This window comes from Nocardioides szechwanensis (assembly GCF_900103935.1).
Lineage (GTDB): Bacteria > Actinomycetota > Actinomycetes > Propionibacteriales > Nocardioidaceae > Nocardioides > Nocardioides szechwanensis.
Genome location: NZ_FNIC01000002.1, coordinates 575,274 through 597,871, shown reverse-complemented (window position 1 = coordinate 597,871; position 22,598 = coordinate 575,274). Strand labels below are relative to the sequence as shown.

Below are 22,598 nucleotides of genomic sequence, written 5' to 3'. Positions count from 1 at the left end.
CTCTGACGGGCCCACCCGTCCGGTTCTACTGACGAAGTAGTTCGGCACTTCGTGTTCTTCCGGAGGCTCGCCGCTGATGACGGCTCGAACGCCTGTGGGTCAAGTCTACGGCGCTCCGGTAGCCCTCGACCAATCGGTCACGGCTGGTCCTTCACCAGGTGCAGCAGCCAGTCGCTGCCGGTGTCGATCAGTGCGAAACGCCGTACGCCGGTGGTGCCGTGCAGGTCGAACACGAACCGGCGCTCGTTGCGGTCGACCAGCTCCCACCAGCCGTGGTCGGCGATCGACTTGTGCTCGTCGGCGTAGGTCGCGTGGTCCAGGTCGTGGTCGCCCACCGCGACGGCGAGCCGGTCGTGGCGGCTGTCGGTCGGCAGCCCCTTGGGCACCGCCCACGACCGGAGCGTCCCGCCCTCCTCCAGGCGCAGGTCGAAGTGGTGACGCGGCTGCTCGTGCTCGTGGAGCACCCACACCGGCCTGGACACACTGACATTGTGCCCGGCGCCGGACCCTAGGGTGGAGCCGTGACTGACGCACCCACGACAGCCCACGGCCACGGCCTCGCCACCCTCGACGCGGAGGGCACCGTCCTCGACGTGTGGTTCCCCTCCCCGGCGCTCGGCGCCGCCGACGGCGGCGACGCCCCGGCGTCCCTGACCGCGCTCGAGGGCGACGACGAGACCCGCGGCGTACGGCGTGAGGTGCGGTTGGTCGAGATCGCCGACCTGTCCGCTCCCCCGGCCTCGACCGAGGACGTGTGGCTGCGCCTGCATCTGCTCTCGACCCGGCTGGTCGTGCCCCACTCCATCTCGATGGAGGGAGTGTTCGGGCTGCTCACCAACGTGGTGTGGACCTCCGCCGGTCCGTGCCCCGTCGCCGGCTTCGAGACCACCCGCGCCCGGCTGCGGGCCACCGGCCAGCACGTGACCGTCTTCGGGGTCGACAAGTTCCCGCGGCTGGTCGACTACGTCATCCCGTCCGGCGTCCGTATCGCCGACGCCGACCGCGTCCGGCTCGGTGCGCACCTCGCCGAAGGCACCACGGTCATGCACGAGGGCTTCGTGAACTTCAACGCCGGCACGCTCGGCGCCTCGATGGTCGAGGGACGGATCTCCGCCGGGGTGCTCGTCGGTGACGGCTCCGACGTGGGCGGTGGCGCGTCGATCATGGGCACCCTGTCGGGCGGCGGCAAGACGGTGATCTCGATCGGCGAGCGGTGCCTGTTGGGCGCCAACGCCGGCATCGGCATCTCCCTCGGCGACGACTGCGTGGTCGAGGCCGGCTGCTACGTCACCGCCGGCACCAAGGTCACCATCCGCGACATCGACGGCAAGCCGCAGGTGGTCAAGGCACTCGAGCTCTCCGGCGCCAGCAACGTGCTCTTCCGCCGCAACTCGGTCACCGGCGCCATCGAGGCGGTCCCGTGGCAGGGCGACGGAATCACCCTCAACGCGGCGCTGCACAGCAACTAGTTGGCCCCACCCGGGACACTCGACGCATGGGACGAGGTGTGAGCACGGCGGTCATCGGCCTCGCGGCGGTGGGTGTCGTGGCCGCGGTGGGGTACGGCGTACTCACCGGCGACGGCCCGCTCGGGACCGTCGCCGACACCTGCACGGCCACCGTCGACGGCCACACGGTCGAGCTCGAGGTGGAGCAGGCCGAGAACGCCGCGCTGATCACGGCGATCTCCGTCCGGCGCGGGCTGCCCGCGCGCGCCGCGTCGATCGCGCTGGCCACGGCGTACCAGGAGTCGGACCTCTACAACCTCGACTACGGCGACCGCGACTCGGTCGGCCTCTTCCAGCAGCGGCCGTCGATGGGCTGGGGCTCGGTCGACGAGATCCTGGACCCCGCCTACGCCACCAACGCGTTCTACGACGGCCTGGTCGAGGTCGACGGCTACGAGGCGCTGGAGATCACCGAGGCCGCGCAGGAGGTGCAGCGCTCCGGCTTCCCCGGCGCCTACGCCGACCACGAGGCCGACGCCCGGGTCCTCGCGTCGGCCCTCACGGGCAACTCCCGCGGCGCCTTCGTCTGCGACATCGACGACGACAGCGTCCCGACCGACCCCGAGCTGGTCGCGAGCGGCCTGACCGCACGCGCCGAGACGGTCCGCCAGGAGGCCGAGGGCGTCTTCGGCGACCTGTCACTGGGCGGCTTCGCCCCCGGAGGCGTGAGCGACGGCCACATGGAGGGCTCGGCCCACTACGACGGCCGCGCGGTCGACATCTTCGTGCGCCCGGTCAGCCCGGCCAACAAGACCAGGGGCTGGGCGATCGCCCACTACCTGGTCGCCCAGGCCGAGCGGCTCGGCGTCCAGACCGTCATCTTCGACGACCGGATCTGGAAGGCTGGCGACGACGAGGGGTGGCGCGACTACGACCCGCCGTCACGCAACGGCGACCGCCAGATCCTCGAGCACCGCGACCACGTGCACGTCGACGTCTTCGACTGACCCGTACACCGGGTCCACGGTTCCGGCACGTGACGGGACTTCGGCGATTAGCCTGGCTCTGCCGCGACCAACCCGCCGCGCGGCTCGGGGACGCGGGCGGAACCAGCGCGGACGAGGAGAACGAGCGTGACGTCAGGACGGTGGACCGCACGCACGGACGTCGCCCTGATGGTCGGCGTCGCCACGCTTGCCGTCCTCGTCGGTGTGGACCTCGCCACCGGGGTCGCCCTCGGTGGCACGTACGCAGGCGCCACGGTCCTGGCGTCCGCGACCGGGCCTACCCGCTCCGCCGCGGCCGTGGCCGTCCTCGGGACCGCGCTGGCTGCGGTGTCCGGCACCTGGCACGACGGGTTCGGCACGGACTGGGCCGTCCGACTCGCCGCCTGCGCGGCGATCTCTACCGGGGCCGTGGCGGCCCTCGTGATCAGCGACCGGCGCCGTCGCCAGGTCCAGCAGACGAGCGGGCTCGCCCAGGCGATGCTCGACGCGCTCGCGTCGGAGCTCACCGGTGCCCGCACCGTCAAGGACGTCGCCGAGGGTTTCGTCGGCAAGGCAGCGGTGGCGGTGGGGGCGACCTCGGCCCTCGTCTACGTCCTTGACGCCGACGACGTACTGCGCTCCATCGCGTGGATGGGCCGCGGGGGCGCGCAAGCCGACCAGTATCACGAGCTGCCGCTGACCGCCGACGTCCCCGGCGCCGTCGCGGCCCGCGACGGCAAGGTCCGCCACTACCGGTCGCTGGCCGAGATCGAGGCAGACTTCCCGGCCCTGCGCGGCTACTACGGCGAGGAGCGCAGCCTCCACCTGCTGCCACTGCATCACGAGGGGACGATCCTGGGGTTGCTTGCCCTCACCTTCCCCCGGGGCGTGGTTCCGACCGCGGGACACGAGTCCCTCCTGGTGTCCATGTCCGGCGCCCTCACCCAGGCCGTGGTGCGGGCGCGCGAACTGGAGGAGAGCGACTCGGCGACGCAGCGGACCGCCCTGCTGGCCGAGGCATCCCTCACGCTGGGGCGGAGCCTCGACCTGCAGACCACCCTGGCCGAGACCTGCCGGCTCCTGGTTCCGCGTTTCGCGGACTGGTGCTCGGTGCAGCTCCTGCGCGACGGGCAGCTCGAGACGGCGGCCGTCCAGCACCGCGATCCGGAGACCACCGCGTGGGCGCTGAGCATGCAAGGCGCTTTTCCCACCGACATGGACGCCCCGACGGGTGCGGCCAACGTCATCCGCACCGGGCTCAGCGAGCACTTCCCGTTCATCCCCCAGGAGCTGGTGGAGGCCGGCGCCCAGAGTGAGGAGCACCTCCAGATCCTGCGTCGCCTCGGCCTGACCAGCGCGATCGTCGCGCCGCTCACCGGGCGCCAAGGGGTCTTCGGCGTCGTCACCCTGATCCACGCCGAGTCGGGTCGCCGGTACGGCGCGCAGGACCTGGGCTTCCTCGAGGCGGTCGCCGACCGCGTGGCGATGGCTCTCGACACGGCCGCCTCGTTCGCGAGGCAGGGCGAGCGGCTTGCCGGCGTCACCCTGGTCGCCGAGGCCGCCCAGCGCGCGATCCTGGCGCCGCCCCCGGAGAGGGTCGGGCCGGTCGCGCTCTCTGCCCGCTACGTCAGCGCAGCCGTGGAGGCCCAGGTCGGGGGTGACCTCTACGAGGTCGTGGCGGCCCCGGGGTCGGTGCGGCTGCTCGTCGGGGACGTCCGCGGCAAGGGTCTCGCGGCAGTGCGCACCGCCACCGTGGTGCTCGGCGAGTTCCGTGCCGCCGCGGCCGGGACCAGCGACCTCGCCCACGTCGCGCGCGAGATCGACGAGCGGATGCGCGCGCACCTCCTCACCGACGAGGACTTCGTCACGGGCGTCCTGGTCGAGATCACCGACGACGGTCGCTTCACCGTCGTCTCCTGCGGGCATCCGGCACCAGTCGTGCTGCGCGCGAGCGGTGCGGTCGACATGGTCGAGCTCGACCACGCGCCGCCACTGGGGCTCGGCGTCGACCCGGTGCCGGCGTCGGGTCGGCTGGAGCCCGGGGACCGAGCGCTGCTCTTCACCGACGGTCTGGTCGAGGCGCGCACGCGAGACGGCGCGTTCGTGGACCCGGCCCCGCTGTTCCGCACGGCCGGCACCGCGCCGTTCGACCTGGCCCTGTCCCAGGTCCTGGAGGAGCTTCTCCAGACGACCGGACACAGCCTCGACGACGACCTGGCCCTGCTCCTCGCGCGCTACGAGCCCGACGCGGACTGAGACCCTCGCCGGACGACCGGACGTACCCCGCCGGCGATGAAGACCTCGGGAGTCATCGCAGTCCTGCTCGCGTGCCGATCCTGGCCGTCCCTGCTGCCGCGGATAGGCCCGGGGCCCTGCGTGGGGCCGGGGCGGGCGCGCCCGCTTCGCCTCGATCGAGCGGCGGCGCTAACCGCCTAGCTCCCACACCACGGGCGTGAGCGGGTCCGGCTCGTAGCTGCAGTAGGTGCCGGTGCGCACCGTCCGGTCGAGGTGGGCACCGAGGTCGGCGTGCTCCTCGCCGAGCCGGCGCAGGGCGTAGCGCAGCGACCGCGCGACGCTCGTGCGCGCCCGCTCCGAGGTGCCGCCGACGGTGCGTGCCCGGCCTCCCAGACCCACGGCCCGCGTCAGCTCCGCCACCAGGTAGTCCCGGTCGCGCTGGGCCAGGGTCAGTCGAGCCAGGTCGTCGTGCTCCTCCGCCTCCGCGATGTCCTCCTCCACCTCGCCGAGCCGCCTGCGGTACGCCGCCCGCGCCTCGTCGTCGAGCACCGGCAGCCCGACAGCGGGGACGCCGACCCCGTCGAGACCGGCGTCCGCGCGAGCTGAGCGCAGCGTGCCCTGCTCCACCGCAACCAGATCGAGGACGTGGAACTCCCGGCCCGGCGCCGCCAGCAACCGCTCGAGGTAGCGGAAGCCCTTGAGGTCGGGGACCAGCACCTCGTGACCTCGGAAGCACACCGATCGGCCCCGGCCGGCCCGCCGGAACGTCGCCGAGATCGAGCCGCCGGACGTGGGGACCGGTGGCGGCCCCACCGCGCGTCCGTCGAGCAGTTCGCGCACCTGGTCTGCCCGGCCCGGGGCGCCGAACCCCGCGAAACCCGCGAGCGCCGCCTCCCACTCCATGCGCGCCCTCCCGGCACTCCCGGCGACCTCGTGGGCATGACCCAGCACCACCCGGGCGCCGGCCGTCTCGTAGGGCGCCCCCAGGTCGGCCCAGGCCGCGACCGCGCCCGACGAGGCATCGATGGCGGCGTCGGTGTCGCCGGCGAGCAGCGCCTCACGTGCGGTCGCCAGGGCCGCCGAGGCAGCCAGGCCGGGGCTCGGGTGGCGCTCGGCGACGTCCCGCAGGGCAGAAGCCGCCGTTGAGAGCGTCCCCGCGTCGCCGGCCACCGCGGCGATCTCAGCCTGGGCGTCGTACAACGGTGCCAGTCGTAGGTCACCGAAGGGCGGGCGCTCCTTCCAGGGCACCTCGATCGGGTGTTCGATGGCGTCGGCCACCAGGGCGGCGGCCGTGGTCACGTCGCCCTGCGCGAGCCGCAGCAGGGCCAGACCGGGGTGGGGTGACCAGGCGTGCTCGTGCGCCGCCAGGAAGGCCTCCTCGGCGCCCTCAAGGTCGCCCTTGCGGAGACGGATGTTGCCCAGCTCGACGAGCGGCCAGCCGAACTCACGGCGCATCCAGGGTCGCAGCTCCTCGCACGCACCCAGGGCTTCGGCCTCCGCGAGATCGCACGGCCCGGTCACCCGCAGGATCTCGGCCCGGTGCACCCGGCAGCGGCCGTGGACGCCGCCGTAGGCGGAGCCATGACGCCATCGCTCCATGACCTCGGTCCACTCCCGGGCCCGGTCGTGCAGCGCCAGGCCCTGGGCGGCACAGATGAGCTCGCAGTACATCATCCCGGTCGTCAGCGGGTCGACCTCGCCGGACATCAGCTGCACGGCCACCTCGTCGAGGAGGTCGAGCCCGTCGGCGACGCGGCCCTCGGCGATGAGTACCCGTCCCGTCGCCGTCCGGCCGATGGTGACCGCGGCCGGCACTTCGAGCCGCTCGCCCAGCTCGATGGCCAGCGCCGCGGCGGCCAGGGCACCCACGGGGTCGCCGCACATGACCCGCTCGTAGGCCCGGGTCATGGCCACGACGGCGTGCGCCGGCGCGTCGGCATCCTCGCCGACCAGCCGCTCCGCGCGACGCAGCCAGCCCCGCACCGGCGCCATGAGGCCGGTATCGATCATCAGGAACATCGCGACCATGCCGGCTGCCCAGGCGGCCTCACGCTCGGCGCCGTCGCCGAGGTGACGTGAGTAGAGGTCCTCCCACGACGCGATGGAGAGCTCGAGCTCCCCGACGCCGTACGCCGCCTGGGCGCGCACCTTCAGCAGCTCCGGGTGGTCGTCGGTCGAGCGCTCGCGGCCGACTGCGTCGAGGGCAGTCGGCCAGTCCCCGACCGCCAGCGCCGCTCGGGCGCGGTCCAGGCCGGTCACTGTCGCATTGTGACATCGATTGTCACGCCTTGGTGATGACGGACACGGCGTCCGTCATCGACGAGAGGAAACGACCATGCACCTCCCCAAGGAGCAGATCCCGACCCGCATCGACGTACCAGGAGCCGTCGCCCGCCAGCTGAAGGGCTTCGGGGCGACCACGGCCGACGAGACCATGGGGGCGGAGTACTTCTCGCTCGCGGCGGGCACCGACATCGCCCCGTTGCTCGCGGGGCTCGAGGGCGACCAATGCCAGGCGCCGCACTGGGGCTACCTCATCACCGGCGAGGTCGCGGTCAGCTACGGCGACGGCAGTGCCGAGCAGGTCAGCGGCGGCGATGTCTTCTTCTGGCCCGGTGGCCACAGCGTCGCGGTGCACGAGGACGCCGAGGTCGTCCTCTTCTCCCCGCAGGTCGCCCACGGACGCGTCATCGACCACCTGCACGCCCAACTGGTGCCCGCCGGCTCCTGACCCGACCCGCCTGTGCCATCGAACAGGAGACCCGCCGCCGCGGTGAGTCAGGCGAGGCGAGCCGCGGCGGCGGCGACCCGCTCGTCGGTCGCGGTGAAGGCGACCCGCACATGGCGGTTGCCCTTGCGGCCGTAGAAGGAGCCGGGCGCGACCAGGATGCCGCGCTCGGCGAGCCAGGAGACGGTGTCCCAGCAGTCCTCGTCACGCGTCGCCCAGAGGTAGAGCGAGGCCTCGGAGTGGTCGATGCGGAAACCGGCGCCCTCGAGGGCGGTGCGCAGCACGACGCGGCGGGCGGCGTACGTCGCGTGCTGGACGGCGACGTGCTCGTCGTCGTCGAGCGCGGCGACCATGGCCCGCTGCTGGGGGCCGGGCATCTGGAGCCCGAGGTTCTTGCGTACGGCGAGCAACTCGCCGACCAGCGCAGCGTCACCGGCGACGAAGGCGCACCGGTAGCCGGCCAGGTTGGAGCGCTTGGACAGCGAGTGGACGCTGAGGATGCCGTCGGCCGAGCCGCCACAGACGTCGGGGTGCAGCACGGAGACCGGCTCGGCCTCCCACGCGCACTCGAGGTAGCACTCGTCGGAGACCAGGATCACGCCGCGCTCGCGGCACCAGTCGACGACCTTCTTGAGGTGGTCGACCGGCAGCACCCGCCCCGTGGGGTTGGACGGCGAGTTGAGCCATAGCAGTGCCGGCGTCTCAGGGCCGAGCGACGTGAGCGAGTCGGTCGCGACCGCGCGGGCGCCGGCGAGCGCCGCGCCGACCTCGTAGGTCGGGTAGGCCAGCTCGGGGTAGACGATCAGGTCACCGGCGCCGAGGCCGAGGTGTACGGGCAGCGACCCGATCAGCTCCTTGGAGCCGATGACGGGCAGTACCTGGTCGAGACCCAGGCCGGTCACCCCGTGCCGGCGCGAGAGCCAGTCGAGGCAGGCCTGCCGGGTCTCGGGCAGGCCGACCGTGAGCGGGTAGCCGGGCGAGTCGGCCGCGTCGCGCAGCGCCTGCTGGACGACCTCGGGCGTGTGGTCGACCGGGGTGCCGACCGACAGGTCGACGATGCCGTCAGCGTGCGAGCGCGCCCGGGCGGCGTACTCGGTGAGGTGGTCCCAGGGAAAGTCCGGGAGCCGGGCGGAGACCTTGGGCCGGAGGCCGAAGGTCACTCGTCGTGCTCTTGCGGCGGCAGCGCGGAGACGATGGGGTGGTCCTTGTCGATCTCACCCATCTTGGCGGCGCCACCGGGCGAGCCGAGGTCGTCGAAGAAGCCGACGTTGGCGGTGTAGTAGTCCTTCCACTGCTCCGGCACGTCGTCCTCGTAGAAGATCGCCTCGACCGGGCAGACCGGCTCACACGCGCCGCAGTCGACGCACTCGTCCGGGTGGATGTAGAGCATCCGCTTGCCCTCGTAGATGCAGTCGACCGGGCACTCGTCGACACAGGCACGGTCCTTGAGGTCGACACATGGCTGGGAGATGACGTAGGTCACCGGTTCCTCCTGAGGACGGTCGATCCGGGGCGTTCGAGAGCAGGGCCAGCCTAGTATCCCGACGTGGCCGACACGCAGGAACCCCAGCATGTGGGCCAGCACGTGGGCCAACATGTGGGCGCGCACGGGCTCGGCCCACACATCGTCGGCCAACGGATCGTCGTACGCCGTGTGCTGCCTGGCGAGACCGGCCCGTCCGGCGGCCCGCGCCAGACCGACCTGCTCGGGGTCTGTACGGCGTGGGGTGACGGCGTGTGCGTCGTCCAGCCCGCGGCCGGTCCCCCGGTGACCATCGCGCTCGCAGAGATCGTGTCCGGCAAGCCGGTGCCGCCACGGCCCTCGGTACGGCAGCGGGTGCCGGCCCGCGAGGCGCAGGAGCGCGGCTTCGCGCTGTTCGCCGACCTCGAGACCCACCCGGTCGGCGACTGGGTGCTGCGCCGTTCCCCCGCCGCGACCGCCCGCCGGGCCAACTCGGTGCTCGCCTTCGGCCCGTCCGGCGTGCCCGACGACTACGCCCAGGTCGTGGAGTTCTACGCCGCCTCGACCGGCCGCCCGATCGCGGCCGTGCTCCCGGACTCCGCCGAGGACGACCTCTTCCGCGGCCACGGCTGGGCGCTGGAGAGCCACGACGCCGACACCGTCTTCCAGCTCGCCGCGGTCAGCCAGGCGATGCGGTCGCTGCGTCATGCCGACGTGGCGGGCGTCCAGGTGGACGTAGACGGACACCAGGCCACGGCCCGCCTGCTGCTCGACACCGGCGAGCAGGTCGGCGGCGGGGTGGCGGCGTACGACCGCGACTGGGTGGGCTTCCGCAGCCTCGAGGTCGCGCCTGAGCACCGTCGGCGCGGGCTGGCGCTCGCGGTCATGGCCGCACTGCTCGACTGGGGCGCCGAGCAGGGCGCCACCACGGCCTACCTTCAGGTGCTGGGCGACAACGAGCCCGCCCTGGCGCTCTACGAGCGGCTCGGCTTCCGCGAGCACCACCGCTACCGCTACCTCGCCCCGACCTGAGCGCCCGCTCCGTCATCCGACCGGGTGCCCGGCCACGGCCTCGTAGACCGCGGTCGCGGCCGCCAGCACGTCCTCGACCGAGAGCAGCGGGTCCTGCGCGAAGGCGAAGACCTCGTGCATCACGGCACCGTCGACGAAGACCACCTCGGTGCCCGTGAACGCCAGACCGCCCTCCTTGCCGGTCATCTGGATCGCCTGGCCGCCCGGGATACCGGCCAGCTCCAGCGGAGTGACCACCGTGCCGGGGTCGGGCTCGGAGTTGGCGGCGAACAGTCGCGCGGCCTCGGCCTCCGCCTGCTCCGGGGAGGCGTAGGAGGCTGCGATGGACATGGCGAAGCCCTCACCGCCGCTGGGCTGGAAGGAGAGCGAGGCGGCCTCGAGCATGCCGCTGTCCTTCAGCTCCTGCACCGTCTTCTCGTGCTCACGGGCGAACGCCTTGAGGTCGGTCAGGGTGGCCACACCGTCTGCCGTGAAACCCGGGAGCGCGTCCACGACGTGGTCGGTGAGCGGGACCGGCTCGGGCGCGGCCGGCGTGCTCTCGGACGGCGTGGTCTCCGAGGGCGTGGCCTCCGAGGGTGCGGGCGTTGCGTCGACCGCGTTGGACGCAGGGGTGTCGTCGCCGCAGCCGGCGACCAGCAGCGTGGTCGTCGTGATGACGGCGGCGAAAGCGAGCCGGGTGCGCGGGATGCTCTTCATGGTCTGGGCCTCTCGGAGGGGTCGGATGAACGACTTCGACGTTAGGTACGGCGAACGGTCCGTCGGCACCGCCGTACGTCCCCGCCGGCCCGTCCGCGAGGACTGCGCGATCCCCTTCCGCAGGAGGGGGTGCTGAGGCGCCCGAGTGGCTAGCGTGAGCCCATGCGAGACGGCGAGCGGGCGGACCCGCGCTGGACCGGTTGGTGGGACCTGGCTCTGGCCGCGGCCCTCCTGGCGGCGACCGTGGTCGAGACGGCCCTCGCGACCGACGACGACGTCCTGCTCCGGATCCTGCTGGCCTCCCTGGCCCCGCTCGGGCTGTTCTGGCGCCGCACCCAGCCCGCCCTCTCGGTGGCCCTGGTCAGCCTCGCGCTCGCGTCGGAGTCGGTGGTCACCGAGTCACCCGACCAGGTCGCGCTGCTGCTCGGGATCCTGGTGAGTGCCTTCTCCGTGGCCGCCTACGCCGAGCGCCGCGAGGCCCTGCTGGGGCTGGGGCTGCTCGCTGCGGCGATCTCCCTCTCGATCAGCGTCGACCCGTCCGACTCCGTCTCCAACATCCCGCCCACCCTCGCGCTCTTCCTCGCGCTGCCCGCAGGGCTCGGCTTCGCGTTCCGCCGCCGCGGCCGCGATCTCGCGACGCTCGCCGGGAGCAACGAGGCACTGCGCCGCGAGGCGGAGACCGCGGTCGAGGACGAGCGACGACGCATCGCCCGCGAGCTGCACGACGTGGTCTCCCACGCGGTGACCCTGATCGCCGTACAGGCCGAAGCCGGTCAGGCCCTGCTGGACACGGAACCGGAGGGCGCCCGTCGGGCCCTGGCCGCGATCGGCGCCACCAGCCGCGACGCCCTCGCCGAGCTGCACGCGATGCTGTCCCTCCTGCGCGAGCCCGCCGGCTCCGACGCTCCCGCTGGGCTGTCCCGGCTCACGGCGCTCGTGGAAGGGGCCAGAGCGGCCGGGGTGGGCGTCTCGCTCACGGAGGAGGGCAGCCCGGGCGGGCTCACCCCGGCCGTGGACCAGGCGGCGTTCCGGTTCGTGCAGGAGGGCTTGACCAACGCCATGCGACACACGCTGTCCCCTCGCGTCGACATCGTCCTGCGCCACGACACCGAGGCGCTCCACCTGCGCGTCGACAGCACCGGCCCGACCCACCAGTCGTCGTACGGCGGGACCGGCTCGGGCCTGGCCGGACTCCGCGCACGGGTGCTCGCCCTCGGCGGCACCTTCGAGGCGGGCCCGGGCGCCACCTCCGGCTACTCCGTGGTCGCCACGCTCCCGCGGACCGCCTCGTGATCCGCGTCGTCGTCGTCGACGACGAGGAGCTGGTGCGTGAGGGTCTCGTCGTCATCGCCGGCGCCGGCCCCGGGATCGAGGTGGTCGGCCAAGCGGCCGACGGTGTGGACGCGGTCTCCGTAGTCGCCAGGACGGCCCCGGACGTCGTGCTGATGGACATCCGGATGCCCCGGCTCGACGGCATCGAGGCCACGTCGCGCATCGTCGAGAGCCATCCGGCGTGCCGCGTCCTCGTGCTCACCACGGTTGAGACCGACGAGGTGGTCCACGCGGCGCTGCGGGCAGGAGCGAGCGGCTTCCTGCTGAAGAGCTCGCCGCGCGACCAGCTGTGGCACGGCATCGCCGCCGTGGCGTCGGGGGACGCCTTGCTCGCGCCCAGCATCACCCGACGCCTGATCGAGGCCCACCTCACCTCACCCCGCATTGGCGCGGCACGGACGATGCAGCTCACCGAGCGTCAGACCGACGTCGTACGACTTGTCGCGCGCGGGCTGTCCAACCGCGAGATCGCGGCTGACCTGCACCTGGCGGAGACGACCGTCAAGGGCTACCTCAGCGAGGTGCTGACCCGGCACGCGCTGCGGGACCGGACCCAGCTCGTCGTCCTGGCCTACGAGTCAGGCCTCGTCCGGCCGGGAGAGTCCCCCACCTGACCTGCGCTGACCTCCCGCGCCAAGTCAGTCGATCGAGCCGGGCGGCTTGCAGATGACGGTGTCGGACGGCGTGTAGCTGGTGTGGAACTTCTCGGAGTGGTCGAGCTCGTCGGAGCCGGGCTTCTTGAAGTAGCGCCACACGTCGATCTGGAAGCCGGAGTAGCCGGTGTTGGGGTAGCAGTCGGGTGTGTCGAGGGTGCGGGTCGCGGGCGAGACGTAGGCGTAGCGGTCGCCGGTGCGGGTGGTGATGTCCCAGTACTTCGTGGAGTACATCGAGACCGTCAGCTCACCCTGCGAGGAGCCGGTGCTCGGGTTGAGGTTGGCCTCGATCAGCACGCCGTACGGCGTGTCGTTGCGGAACTGCAGGTCGACGGCGCCCCAGGCCACGGTGGCCTCGCGGCCGACCGGGTAGCGGTCGATGTAGAACGAGTGCGGCTTGTGCTCGATGTCCTCGAGCCCCGCGAAGAACATCGCGTTGAACGTCGTCGTCGCCATCTGCGAGACGCCGCCGCCGAGGTCCTCCTTGAAGATGCCGTTACTGATGATGAAGCCCTCGGTGAAGCCGTTCTCGCGCGTGCGCTCCCCGACGACGCCGTTGAGCGAGAACGTCTCGCCGGGCTCGAGCACGGTGCCGTTGACCAGCTCGGCGGCACGGCCGATGTTGATGTTGCGGTACTCCGCGTAGGGGAAGTAGGTCGTGAACGTCGAGACCTGCTCCTTGATCTTCAGCGCGCGGGCGTCCTTCGTGGTGAACTCGGGCTCGTCGACGGTCGCCTCGACCTTCATCTCACGCTCGCCCTCGGACTTGGCGACCAGCGTCAGGAACGCGTCGGTCACGTCGGCGGGGTCGTAGGTGACGCCGGGCTTCGCCGGGATGACCCGCGGCTTGCCGTCGACCACCTCGAACGACGCGTCGACGGGGGCACCGTCGTCGCTGATGCCGGAGGCGACCAGGGTGGTGAGCTTCTTGGTGTTGAGCGAGGGCACCAGGGCGCCGTCCTCCGCCTTCATCCCCAGCACGGGCGCGAACTCACGCGGCTGGAGCCGGATCCGCGAGTCGCCGAACACCAGCGTCACCGGCCCGGACAGCGCGGGGTTGGCGAAGTCGTCGAGCGCGGCCTGGACGTCGGCGTCGTCGATCTCCGGCTGCGACGGGGACAACGTGAGCTCGGCGTCGTCGTCGGAGAGGTACGCCGCGACCAGCGCGTCGCGTGCCTCGTCGGGGTCGATGGCGTCGCCCGCGACGGGGTCGGTGACGACGATCTCACCGTTCCTGAACGCCACGGCGCCGTCGGTGGGCTCCGTGCCGAGGTCACCGGCCAGGCGCTTGACGAGCGCCTCCATGGCGTCCTCGTCGACGTCGACCACTGCGTCGAGGTCGTCGCCGCCGGTGTAGTAGTCCCAGAGCCGGGTGGGCTCCCAGCTCTGCTCGCCACCGGCCTGCTCGACCGACGCGGCGTAGTCGACCGAGAGCCCGGCTTCCTCTGGGCTGACCGACTCCGTGCTGCCGTCGACCTTGACGTTGATCGGTGCGTCGGCCCGGTCGGCCAGACCGGCCTCGAGCGCCGACGCCGCGCCCTCCGGCGTACGGCCGCCGATCTCGACCCCGGCGACGGTCGCGCCGCGCGGCACCTTGTCGCCGGCGGAGAGGTAGGCCGCGGTGTAGCCGCCCGCCACCAGGAGCACGAGCCCCACCAGGACGAGCCAGACGACGCGGCCGCCCTCGCGCTCACGACGCGGGTCGGGCTCGGTCGGTGTCGTCTCGTCCCACAGGGTCACCGCTGCATCCTATGAAGCGGAGGGCCCGTTACCCGTATCCGCCCGCCTGCTGGTAGGTCTCGGCAGGGTCGCGAGGGACACGACGAGCACCGCGACGGCGAGCCCGAGGAGCAGGTAGCCGTTGGTGTCGGCCGAGATCACGTAGTCGCCCTCGGGACGCGGCACCGACAGGTAGCCGACCAAGGCGGCCCACCCCACCCCGAACGACGCCCGCAGCCACCAGCCGGCCGGCAGGGCGTAGACGGTGGCGGCGGTCGCCAGGGCGCCGAGCAGCAGCCCCCACCAGATCGTGTGCAGGGCGACCGCGGCCAGCCCCACGACGGCCCCGCCGAGCAGCAGGCCGACGGCGACGACGGGCTTCACGGACTCAGAGGCCGGCGAACAGGTCGGTCTCGAGACCGTCGTCGCCGACCTCGCCGCGCGTGCCCTTGGCGATCCGGTAGTACTCGATGCCCCACGCCGTCGAGCCGACGTTGTTGGACAGGGCGAAGAACGGCCCGTCGGTGGTGATCTGCGTCTTGTGCGCCGCCAGCGCGGACATCTTCTGCTCGTGGAAGTCCTGGGCGTCGACCATGGCCGCGAGGTTGTCGTCGGAGGTCACGAAGGGCGGCAGCGGACCGTCGGGGTCCATCCCCTCGAACGTGGTCGTGTCACCGGCGTCGCGCAGGGAGCGGAGCCCGGCGCGCATCCGGGTCTCGGACATCGCACCCCAGTAGACCTTCGGGATGTCCCACGCCTCGCCGAGGTCACGACGGTAGGACGGTACGGCGGCCAGCGCGGCGCCGTACGTCGCGACGCGGTGCGCCTGGATGTGGTCGGGGTGGCCGTAGCCGCCGAACTCGTCGTAGGTGACCAGCACCTGCGGGCGGACCTCGCGGATCACCGCGACCAGGTGGGTGGCCGCCTCGGTCAGGTCGGCGTGCCAGAACGCGTTGTCGTGCACCTCGTCGGCGGCGACCGCGTGGCCGTCCTCGTGCCACTTCATGCCCGAGTCGCGGTAGGTGCCGAAGCCACCCAGGAATCGGTGGTCGGTGACGCCGAGCGCGGCCATCGCGTCGTCCAGCTCGCCGCGCCGGTGCTCGCCCAGCGTGTCGTCCTGGTCGGCCGCGAGGTGCTCGAGACCGGGGACGAGGATCTCGCCCATCTCGCCCGCCGTGCAGGTGACCAGGGTGACCCCGCGTCCTTCCGCGACGTACTTCGCCATCGTGGCGCCCTGGCCGATGGACTCGTCGTCGGGGTGGGCGTGGACCAGCAGCAGCCGGTGACCCGGCGTTTCACTCATGTGGGAATCGTAGTGTCACCCACCCGACGCCTCGGTGCCGCCGGCAGGTCCAACGGGGTCGCGACCGGCGCCGCGTCGTCGTCGCGGTCCAGCCACCCGTCGTACTCGTCGACCAGCAGCTCCACCACGAGCTCAGGCGCATCGCTGAGCACCGCCCACGGGTGGTCCTCGTCGTCGTCCTCGCCGTGCAGGCGTTCCCGCACCACGCTGGCTTCGAAGCCGTCGCGGGTCAGGCGGTCGCGCACCGCGCGGGCGTCGTCGGCGTCGAAGAAGATCGCGCGCAGCAAGGCGTCGGGGGACCCGAGCCGGGCGGCGATCTCGGGCAGGAACGGCCGGTCGGGCTCGAGCCAGTCGACCTCGCCCAGCTCGTCGCGGGTCAGCCAGCGCACCTGGTCGTGCTCGGTCGGCTCCGGCTCCCCCGCCACCAGCCGTGCGAACGCGACGGTCAGCTCGTGGGTCTGGTTGCCTGGCTGGCCGATCGGCGCCCGCCCGGCCAGCCAGCCCGTGACCTCGACGGTGCAGCCGAGCTCCTCGGCCACCTCGCGCTCCAGGGCCGCTGCGGGGTCCTCTCCCGGCTCCACCTTGCCTCCGGGCAGCTCCCAGCGCCCCGCGGCCTCAGGGGGCGCCGTACGGCGGGCCGCGAGCACGCGTGAGTGGCGCACGATGGCGGCTCCGACGACCTGGGACATGCCGCCCAGGCTATCCACGGTGGTTGAGGCGCGAAGGCGCCCCGGCGCCTGAGCCTCGAAACCCCCCATCGGTACCAGCCTTCGGCGCTCGCCGACGGCGACGGACGTCGTCGTGGTCGTCATCGCCTTCCTCGTCGACTACTTCTTCCACTTCGTGATCACGTTCCTGCTGCTGCTCGCATGCGGTCGCCGACCTTGGGAAGGAAGTGCGCATTCACGCGATCGCGCGGCGAGCTCAACGCGGCCGCGAACCCGCGACTCAGACGCCGCGAATCCGCGACTCCAGTATCGCGAATCCGCGACAGAGATACCGCGAATCCGCGACGAAGTCATCGTCATCGCAGGTCAGCGCAGTAGGATGCAGGCATGGCCACCATGGGTCCACTGACGGGCATGCGCACCAGGTACGCGCAGGGACTGGTCGAGGAGACCCTCGAGGACACCCCCATCACGGTCATCCAGGGCGCCCGCCAGGTGGGCAAGAGCACGCTGGTCCGAGAGGTGGTCGCCGATCGGGACGCGACCGTGCTGAGCCTGGACGGGACCGCGACCTACAACGCCGCCCGGGCCGACCCCGACGCGTTCGTCCGCCAGTCCGACGGACTGCTGGTCATCGACGAGGTCCAGCGCGTGCCAGAGCTCGTGCGCGCGATGAAGGACGCCGTCGAAGAGGACCGGCGACCGGGACGGTTCCTGGTCACCGGGTCTGCTGACCTGCTCCAGATCCCCGGCACCGAGGAGAGCCTGGCCGGCCGGGCTGAGACCGTGGTCCTGTACGGGCTGAGCCAGGGGGAGCTGGCCGGTCGCCGGGAGGACTTCGTCGACCGCCTCCTGGCGGGCGACGAGAAGGCGATGCGCAGCCGGGCCGGCACGCTGACCCGCGACGACTACCTCCAGGTCATCTGCGCCGGCAGCTACCCCGAGCCGTTGAGCCGGGCCGAACGACGCCGCAACGCCTGGTTCGACAACTACGTGCAGCGCATCATGACCCGCGACGTCCAGGATGTGAGTCGTCTTGCCCACCTGGACCGCCTGCCCGACCTGCTCCGGTTGCTGGCAGCCAACACCTCCGGGGAGCTGGTCAAGGCGCGGGTCGGCAACGGCGCCGGCATCCCCGAAACCAGCCTGCCCGGCTACCTGGACCTGCTGGAGACCCTGTACCTCATCCACGTGCTGCCCGCCTGGGGTGACAACCTCACCAAGCGGGTCACGGGACGCCCCAAGGTCTCCTTGCTCGACACCGGCCTCGCGGCACGGCTCAACCACGTCACGCCCGCGGCGATGGCGCCGGGAGCCGTCAGCGACGCCGCGGGTGGCCTGTTCGAGTCCTTCGTCGCAGGCGAGCTCCGCCGCCAGCTGGTGTGGGCCGAGACGCCCGCACGGCTCTTCCACTTCCGTGACCGCGACGGCCTGGAGGTCGACATCGTTGTCGAGAGCGACGGACGACAGGTGGCCGGCGTGGAGATGAAGGCCGCCGGATCGGTCTCGCAGGGGGACTTCAAGGGACTGACTTTCCTGCGGGACAAGCTGGGCAGCCGGTTCGCGATGGGAGTCGTCCTCTACACCGGAACACAGGCGCTGCCGTTCGGAGACCGACTCTGGGCCCTGCCCTACTCGTCACTCTGGGCCTAGGCCGATCAGGCGGTGCCAGTGCTGCTGTTTCTAGGCTCGTCGCTCGCGCTCCTCGCACCTCAACCACCGCCAGGCCCCCCTCGGTGGTTGAGGCGCGAAGGCGCCCTGGCGCCTGAGCCTCGAAACCACCGTGGGGCACTAACGTCGCCCCATGCCCTCCTCCCCCGGCATCCACCTGGTGCGGACCGACGAGAACGCCGACGAGATCGACGCCCTCGCCGGGCTCGTGGGCGGGCGGGTCGGGGTCGAGGCCGTACTGGAGGACCTGGACCGAGCCGGACGCCGTTCCTGGCTGCCGCTCCCCGCGGTCCACCAGGCCTTCACCTTCGACGCCGCCGACCGCCGCGACCTCCGGTGGTGGCCGCAGGGCGTGACGACGTCGGCCGACGCGTCCGAGACCGGGACGGTCGGCGGACGCCGGCTGGTCGTCGTGGCGTGGTACGCCAAGCAGCTGCCCGGCGACCGCAGCGGCAACCACGGCGCCCGGATCACGATCTTCGACCTCGACACCCGCCGCTACCGCCACGTGCTGCTGGTGGTGCCGGAGCTGAAGGACGGCGTCCTGGGGCTCTCGCCCCTGCGGGTGCACGCCGGCGGCCTGGTGTGGTGCGGGCCCTACCTCCACGTCGCGGCCACCGCGAAGGGCCTCTTCACCTGCCGCCTGGACGACCTGGTGCGGGTCCCCGACGCCCTGGCCGGCCCCGCGAACCAGCTGGGCATCCTCAACGACCGCGTGGCGTCGTACGGCTATCGCTACGTGTTGCCCACGCGCTTCGCTTACCAGGCCCAGACCGACGAGGGCGAGGAGCGCCTGCGCTACTCGTTCCTGTCGCTCGACCGGTCATCCTCGCCGCCGGCACTCATCGCCGGTGAGTACGCCCGAGGCACAGCCACCAGGCGGCTCGTGAGCTTCCCGCTCGACGCGGACACGCTGCTGCCCGCCACCGACGACGACGGCGTCTCCCGCCCGCTCGGCCTGGGCGTGGGCGTGGGCCAGATGCAGGGTGCGGTGATGGCCGGGGGGCGCTACCACCTGACGGTGTCGCACGGGTCGTTCACGCCCGGCTCCCTGTACGTCGGTCAGCCCGGCGACCTGCGCCGGCACCGGTTCGCGACCCCGATGGGGCCCGAGGACATCGCCTACTGGCCGGACACCGACCTGCTGTGGTCGGTCACCGAGCACCCGTGGCGGCGCTGGATCTTCTCGATGCGGCGCTCCCGCTTCGCGTGAGCGGCCTCAACCAGCCGCGGGGCGAAGTGCCCGTAAATGCGACAGGCGGTCCGGGCCCTTCTCTCGCAGCGGCGTGAGAGGAAGGCCCGGACCGCGTCTGTGCGTCCCGTCTTGGGGCAGTGTTGCTAGGGGGATACGGAAGATACCCCTGAGAGTCCGCTCCGGGGCACTAGGTGCCCCGGAGCTTCCTCACGTGGTGGTGCTAGATCAGCGAACCCGCTTCGGGTTCGTGGTGTCGCCCAGCGTCTTCGCGGTCTTGACGACCACGGCGACGTACTTGGTGAGGCGGCCACCGTTGCGGTCACGCACGATGAACACGGCGTTGCCGAACTGGTTCAGGCCCTTCGTCTTGCCGACCTGGATCCGGCGACCGTCGATCACCTTGAACAGCCGAACCTCAGCACCCTGCGCGATCGACGGGGCGTTGACCTTCAGCTTGTCGTTGGCTGCACCGTTGTCGTTGCCGGAGAGCTTGGCGACGATGGCGACGGGCCCGACGGGCTCATCGGCGACGAAGACGACCGAGTCGTTCAGCGTCTCGATGCCGTCGTTGGACGTCACCGTGGCGGTGATGTTGGCGACGCCGGCCTGTGTACCGATGAAGGTGTAGAACGCCTTGCCCTGCGCGTTGGTCGTGCGCTCGACGTTGGCGTCGCCGTCGCCGGCTCCCGGGCCGTTGCGGATGAACTCCACAGCGACGTTCGGGATCGGGTTGCCCTCCTGGTCCAGGACGGTGACGGTCTCTGTGACGGCAGTGCCGACCGGGACCTCGCCCTCGGGGGTGGACTCGATCGTCGTGGTGGTCACGACCGACTCGTAGAACTCCACGTCGGCGGTGCCGGTGCGGGGCTCGTCGGTCGAGGGAAGAGCGGTGCCGGTGGTGGTTGTGTACTCGTACGAGTCCGAGCTCCAGGTGCCGGTGATCGTGGCGCTGGCGGCCTGGGAGGCGGTCACGTAGAAGTCACCGTTGTCGTCGAAGTCCGAAACCACGGGGCTCGTGACGACGGTGACGTCCTCCTCGTTGTCCGTGATGGCAACAGACTCGCCGCCGACGAGGTTCCCGAACTGGTCGGTCACGAACACGTCGTAGAAGACGCGGTCGCCGACCATGGCCGGGTCGGTGGGACCGTCCTGCTCGCTCGCAGGCGAGAGGGCGATCTCAACCGTGCCACCGTTGAGCGGCGTGGCGGACGTGTAGTCCACGTCCTCGGTGTCGGAAACGCCGGTGCCGGCAGTCGCCGTCACGATCGACGTGACGAGGCCGTCGTCGTCGAAGCCCGCGTCGCGCTCGATCGCGGTCTTGAAGGTGACCTCGCCAGCAGCGTTGGTCACCGCCGTGATCGACGTGCCGAGGTTGACCAGGTTGCCGGCGTCAGCACCGACGACGGAGGGGGTCTCCTCCGCACCGCTGGTGAAGAAGCCCTTGTCGACCGTCAGCGTGACGAGCTGGCCGGCGACGGGGTCGCGGTCAGTGCCGAGGTCGGCGCCATCGGGCTGGGTGACCGTAGCGGTGCCCGACTGGGCCTCGCCGGGGCTGACAACAGCGGTGATCGGCGTGATCACAACCGTGGAGCCGGCGGGAGCAGTGGCGCTGACGAAGTCGACGCCCTGGTCGTTGACGATGCCGCTGGCGCCGATGCCGGTGACGACCGCGTCGACGTTGCCGCCGAGCTCGGTGCCCTGCGGGGTATCGGCCGGGTCGTCGACGGTGACCTTGAAGGAACCGTCGGCGCCCGTCGTAACGGTGCGGGTGGACGTCAGCACGACACCGGTGGCGGGGACGAAGTTCGCGTCCTTGACCGGGTCGCTACCGGTGGTCCCCTGCTGGTAGGTCAGGACGACCGACCGGCCGGGAAGACCAGTGGTCTTGTCCTCGAGCACGACCTGACCGTCGACAACCTCGTCCGTGCCGGCAGGAGCCGACTCGGGGCTGGTCTCGTCGTAGGTCACGGTGGCTTCGCCAGCCTTGACCGTCAGGACCTTGCTGCTCGCGATCGCGCCGTTGCCGAGGGTGTCAGCGTCGAGTGCGGCGAAGAGCTCGTACGTGCCCGAGATGCGGGGCGCGGCCGGGAGATCGACGACGAACTTGCCGCCGGCGTCGGTGGTCTGGGTCGAGACAGCCGGGGCGGTGGGGTACCGCACCTGGGCAGAACCGTCGAAGGGCGTGACGACCCAGTAGTACTCGAGGTCCTGGCTGTCGTCGACGTCCAGGTTGCCACCGTTCTGGTTCTTGACCTGAACGAAGATGTCTCCAGAGACGTACTCGTCGAAGTCGAAGGCTGCGCCGTCCGTGGACGTACCCGCCAGCGTGGTGGGTACGGCGTTGAAGCCGGTGACCGTGATGGTCTGCGACTGCTTGTCGCCGAGGTTGGCCTCGTAAGGGTCGGAAGCCGTGGCGTTGGCGTAGTAGTACTCAGCACCCGGACCCTGGGTGGTCGTGACCTGGCCCAGGCTGTTGGTCTGACCGATCAGGTTGCCATCAGAGTCGCGAACCTCGGCGCCCACAACGGGGGTGCCGTTCTGGTCGCGCACAGTCACGACGACCGTGGCGGTCTCGCCGGCCGGCACGTTAGTGCGGTCCGCGACGGCCGTGACGGTGGTGATGACCTGCTTAACGAGGGCGAACGCCTCAGCGTCGTCCGTGGTCTGCGTGGCCTTGACGAGCAGCTCGTCATTGGTGCCGTAGTCGTAGCCGGTGATGTCGAGCACGCCCGACCAGGTACCGGTGGGAGGCGCGGGGGTGCCGGTCGTCGTGCTAGTGGCGGTGCCACCGGTCACGTAGGCGGCCGCACTCGGGTCCCAGAAGGCGAGCGAAGGCGCGCCGGTCGTCGAGGACGAGGTGCCCGACACGGCGACGTTCTGCGCGGCAACATCCGCACCGGCCCCGTCGTAGTCCGGCTTCTGGAAGACGGCGATGCTGGCCCCGTCGTTGACGTTCACGGTGTCGCTAGTCGAGTTGATCGCGACGACGTCCGGGGTGGTGGTCGTGCCATCCACACCACCGGCGGTGATGCCCACCGCGCGGATGTTCACGGTCGCGCCGTTGAGACCCGCCGCAGCCCACTCGGTCGAGAAGGCGCCGTTGTCGTTGCGAGAGACAGTGGCGATGGGGTTGTAGGTGCCCACACCGATGCTGTACTCAAAACGCACCTGCGCGACGGACGTGCCACCGAGCGCCTCGAGGCGGATCGTGGTGTTCTGGCCGTCGTTCTTGGTGGACGCGATGGCCGTGTCCGGCGCGACGACGATGACGCTGGTCGCCGTAGGCACGGAGCTGTCCAGGGGGACTGCGTTAGCTGAGGTGGCGAGGAACGGGATTCCCGTTACTGCCAGTGCGGTGATGGCCGTGGTGGCCAGTCCCCGCTTGATGCCGCTGCTGTTCATGCGTATTCCTTCCGAATGAATGATCACGAGGAACTGATGCCCTCGTCATCGAGCCGCGTCGAACTCCC

19 protein-coding genes are annotated in these 22,598 nt (G+C 71.5%); 9 read left to right on the top strand and 10 right to left on the bottom strand.

The features are described from left to right. Positions 1-137 precede the first annotated feature (137 nt). Positions 138-482 carry a DNA polymerase ligase N-terminal domain-containing protein gene (locus BLR90_RS08090; RefSeq protein WP_218029422.1) on the bottom strand — a complete coding sequence of 115 codons (345 nt, stop codon included), beginning with the start codon at positions 480-482 and terminating at the stop codon, positions 138-140. A gap of 39 nt (positions 483-521) precedes the next feature. Here BLR90_RS08090 and dapD point away from each other — a divergent pair, with 39 nt between their 5' ends. From dapD to BLR90_RS08075, 3 genes are all read left to right on the top strand, one after another. Then, a complete protein-coding gene (dapD, locus tag BLR90_RS08085) occupies positions 522-1,469 on the top strand; it encodes a 2,3,4,5-tetrahydropyridine-2,6-dicarboxylate N-succinyltransferase (protein WP_091024293.1) in 948 nt (315 codons plus the stop codon). 26 nt (positions 1,470-1,495) lie between these two features. Beyond that, on the top strand, positions 1,496-2,455 hold the full coding sequence (locus BLR90_RS08080; protein ID WP_091024291.1) for a VldE C-terminal domain-containing protein: 960 nt from the start codon (positions 1,496-1,498) through the stop codon (positions 2,453-2,455). Positions 2,456-2,581: 126 nt separating this feature from the next. Beyond that, complete coding sequence (locus BLR90_RS08075; RefSeq protein WP_091024290.1) at positions 2,582-4,690, top strand: GAF domain-containing SpoIIE family protein phosphatase; 2,109 nt, start codon at positions 2,582-2,584, stop codon at positions 4,688-4,690. Between the two features lie 168 nt (positions 4,691-4,858). On the opposite strand, the gene BLR90_RS08070 is transcribed toward BLR90_RS08075, so the two are convergent. Beyond that, complete coding sequence (locus tag BLR90_RS08070) at positions 4,859-6,928, bottom strand: hypothetical protein (RefSeq protein ID WP_091024288.1); 2,070 nt, start codon at positions 6,926-6,928, stop codon at positions 4,859-4,861. A 76-nt stretch (positions 6,929-7,004) separates the two neighbouring features. Here BLR90_RS08070 and BLR90_RS08065 point away from each other — a divergent pair, with 76 nt between their 5' ends. Then, positions 7,005-7,400, top strand: a complete 396-nt coding sequence (locus tag BLR90_RS08065) for a cupin domain-containing protein (RefSeq protein ID WP_091024286.1) — start codon at positions 7,005-7,007, stop codon at positions 7,398-7,400. 47 nt (positions 7,401-7,447) lie between these two features. Here the strand turns inward: BLR90_RS08065 and dapC are convergent, their stop codons facing one another. Further along, complete coding sequence (dapC, locus tag BLR90_RS08060) at positions 7,448-8,557, bottom strand: succinyldiaminopimelate transaminase (protein WP_091024284.1); 1,110 nt, start codon at positions 8,555-8,557, stop codon at positions 7,448-7,450. Continuing rightward, entirely contained in the window at positions 8,554-8,880 is a 327-nt protein-coding gene (gene fdxA / locus BLR90_RS08055) for a ferredoxin (RefSeq protein WP_091024281.1), read from the bottom strand. The genes dapC and fdxA overlap by 4 nt, the downstream gene beginning before the upstream one ends. 63 nt (positions 8,881-8,943) lie before the next feature. On the opposite strand from fdxA, the gene BLR90_RS21240 reads away from it, so the two are divergent. After that, positions 8,944-9,891, top strand: coding sequence for a GNAT family N-acetyltransferase (locus BLR90_RS21240; RefSeq protein WP_218029423.1), 948 nt, complete (start codon positions 8,944-8,946; stop codon positions 9,889-9,891). 12 nt (positions 9,892-9,903) lie between these two features. On the opposite strand, the gene BLR90_RS08045 is transcribed toward BLR90_RS21240, so the two are convergent. Then, positions 9,904-10,587: a hypothetical protein gene (locus BLR90_RS08045; RefSeq protein ID WP_091024279.1), complete on the bottom strand. Its 684-nt coding sequence runs from the start codon at positions 10,585-10,587 to the stop codon at positions 9,904-9,906. Positions 10,588-10,749: 162 nt separating this feature from the next. Here BLR90_RS08045 and BLR90_RS08040 point away from each other — a divergent pair, with 162 nt between their 5' ends. Together BLR90_RS08040 and BLR90_RS08035 are read left to right on the top strand one after the other, a co-directional pair. Continuing rightward, positions 10,750-11,880: a sensor histidine kinase gene (locus tag BLR90_RS08040; protein ID WP_091024278.1), complete on the top strand. Its 1,131-nt coding sequence runs from the start codon at positions 10,750-10,752 to the stop codon at positions 11,878-11,880. Then, a complete protein-coding gene (locus BLR90_RS08035; RefSeq protein WP_091024276.1) occupies positions 11,877-12,533 on the top strand; it encodes a response regulator in 657 nt (218 codons plus the stop codon). Before BLR90_RS08040 ends, BLR90_RS08035 begins: the two co-directional genes overlap by 4 nt. Before the next feature lie 24 nt (positions 12,534-12,557). Here the strand turns inward: BLR90_RS08035 and BLR90_RS08030 are convergent, their stop codons facing one another. From BLR90_RS08030 to BLR90_RS08015, 4 genes are read right to left on the bottom strand one after another with little or no spacing between them, the layout of a single operon-like run. Then, entirely contained in the window at positions 12,558-14,312 is a 1,755-nt protein-coding gene (locus tag BLR90_RS08030) for a VanW family protein (protein ID WP_091024274.1), read from the bottom strand. A gap of 9 nt (positions 14,313-14,321) precedes the next feature. Continuing rightward, positions 14,322-14,675 (bottom strand): DUF6113 family protein, encoded by a 354-nt coding sequence (locus BLR90_RS08025; protein ID WP_091024272.1) that lies wholly within the window; start codon positions 14,673-14,675, stop codon positions 14,322-14,324. 4 nt (positions 14,676-14,679) lie between these two features. Continuing rightward, positions 14,680-15,594, bottom strand: a complete 915-nt coding sequence (gene mshB / locus BLR90_RS08020) for an N-acetyl-1-D-myo-inositol-2-amino-2-deoxy-alpha-D-glucopyranoside deacetylase (RefSeq protein WP_091024270.1) — start codon at positions 15,592-15,594, stop codon at positions 14,680-14,682. Next, on the bottom strand, positions 15,591-16,283 hold the full coding sequence (locus BLR90_RS08015; RefSeq protein ID WP_091024268.1) for a (deoxy)nucleoside triphosphate pyrophosphohydrolase: 693 nt from the start codon (positions 16,281-16,283) through the stop codon (positions 15,591-15,593). Before BLR90_RS08015 ends, mshB begins: the two co-directional genes overlap by 4 nt. Positions 16,284-16,649: 366 nt before the next feature. Here BLR90_RS08015 and BLR90_RS08010 point away from each other — a divergent pair, with 366 nt between their 5' ends. Then, positions 16,650-17,915 (top strand): ATP-binding protein, encoded by a 1,266-nt coding sequence (locus BLR90_RS08010; RefSeq protein WP_245715208.1) that lies wholly within the window; start codon positions 16,650-16,652, stop codon positions 17,913-17,915. Positions 17,916-18,066: 151 nt separating this feature from the next. Beyond that, positions 18,067-19,146, top strand: a complete 1,080-nt coding sequence (locus BLR90_RS08005) for a hypothetical protein (RefSeq protein WP_091024266.1) — start codon at positions 18,067-18,069, stop codon at positions 19,144-19,146. A 207-nt stretch (positions 19,147-19,353) separates the two neighbouring features. On the opposite strand, the gene BLR90_RS08000 is transcribed toward BLR90_RS08005, so the two are convergent. Further along, a complete protein-coding gene (locus tag BLR90_RS08000) occupies positions 19,354-22,530 on the bottom strand; it encodes a beta strand repeat-containing protein (protein ID WP_143016152.1) in 3,177 nt (1,058 codons plus the stop codon). Between the last annotated feature and the right edge of the window lie 68 nt (positions 22,531-22,598).

Coding starts and splice junctions, on each gene's coding strand:
- BLR90_RS08080 (WP_091024291.1), top strand. CDS start 1,496: ATGGGACGAGGTGTGAGCACGGCGGTCATCGGCCTCGCGGCGGTGGGT.
- BLR90_RS08065 (WP_091024286.1), top strand. CDS start 7,005: ATGCACCTCCCCAAGGAGCAGATCCCGACCCGCATCGACGTACCAGGA.
- BLR90_RS08045 (WP_091024279.1), bottom strand. CDS start 10,587: ATGAAGAGCATCCCGCGCACCCGGCTCGCTTTCGCCGCCGTCATCACG.
- BLR90_RS08040 (WP_091024278.1), top strand. CDS start 10,750: ATGCGAGACGGCGAGCGGGCGGACCCGCGCTGGACCGGTTGGTGGGAC.
- mshB (WP_091024270.1), bottom strand. CDS start 15,594: ATGAGTGAAACGCCGGGTCACCGGCTGCTGCTGGTCCACGCCCACCCC.
- BLR90_RS08015 (WP_091024268.1), bottom strand. CDS start 16,283: ATGTCCCAGGTCGTCGGAGCCGCCATCGTGCGCCACTCACGCGTGCTC.
- BLR90_RS08010 (WP_245715208.1), top strand. CDS start 16,650: ATGGCCACCATGGGTCCACTGACGGGCATGCGCACCAGGTACGCGCAG.
- BLR90_RS08005 (WP_091024266.1), top strand. CDS start 18,067: ATGCCCTCCTCCCCCGGCATCCACCTGGTGCGGACCGACGAGAACGCC.
- BLR90_RS08000 (WP_143016152.1), bottom strand. CDS start 22,530: ATGAACAGCAGCGGCATCAAGCGGGGACTGGCCACCACGGCCATCACC.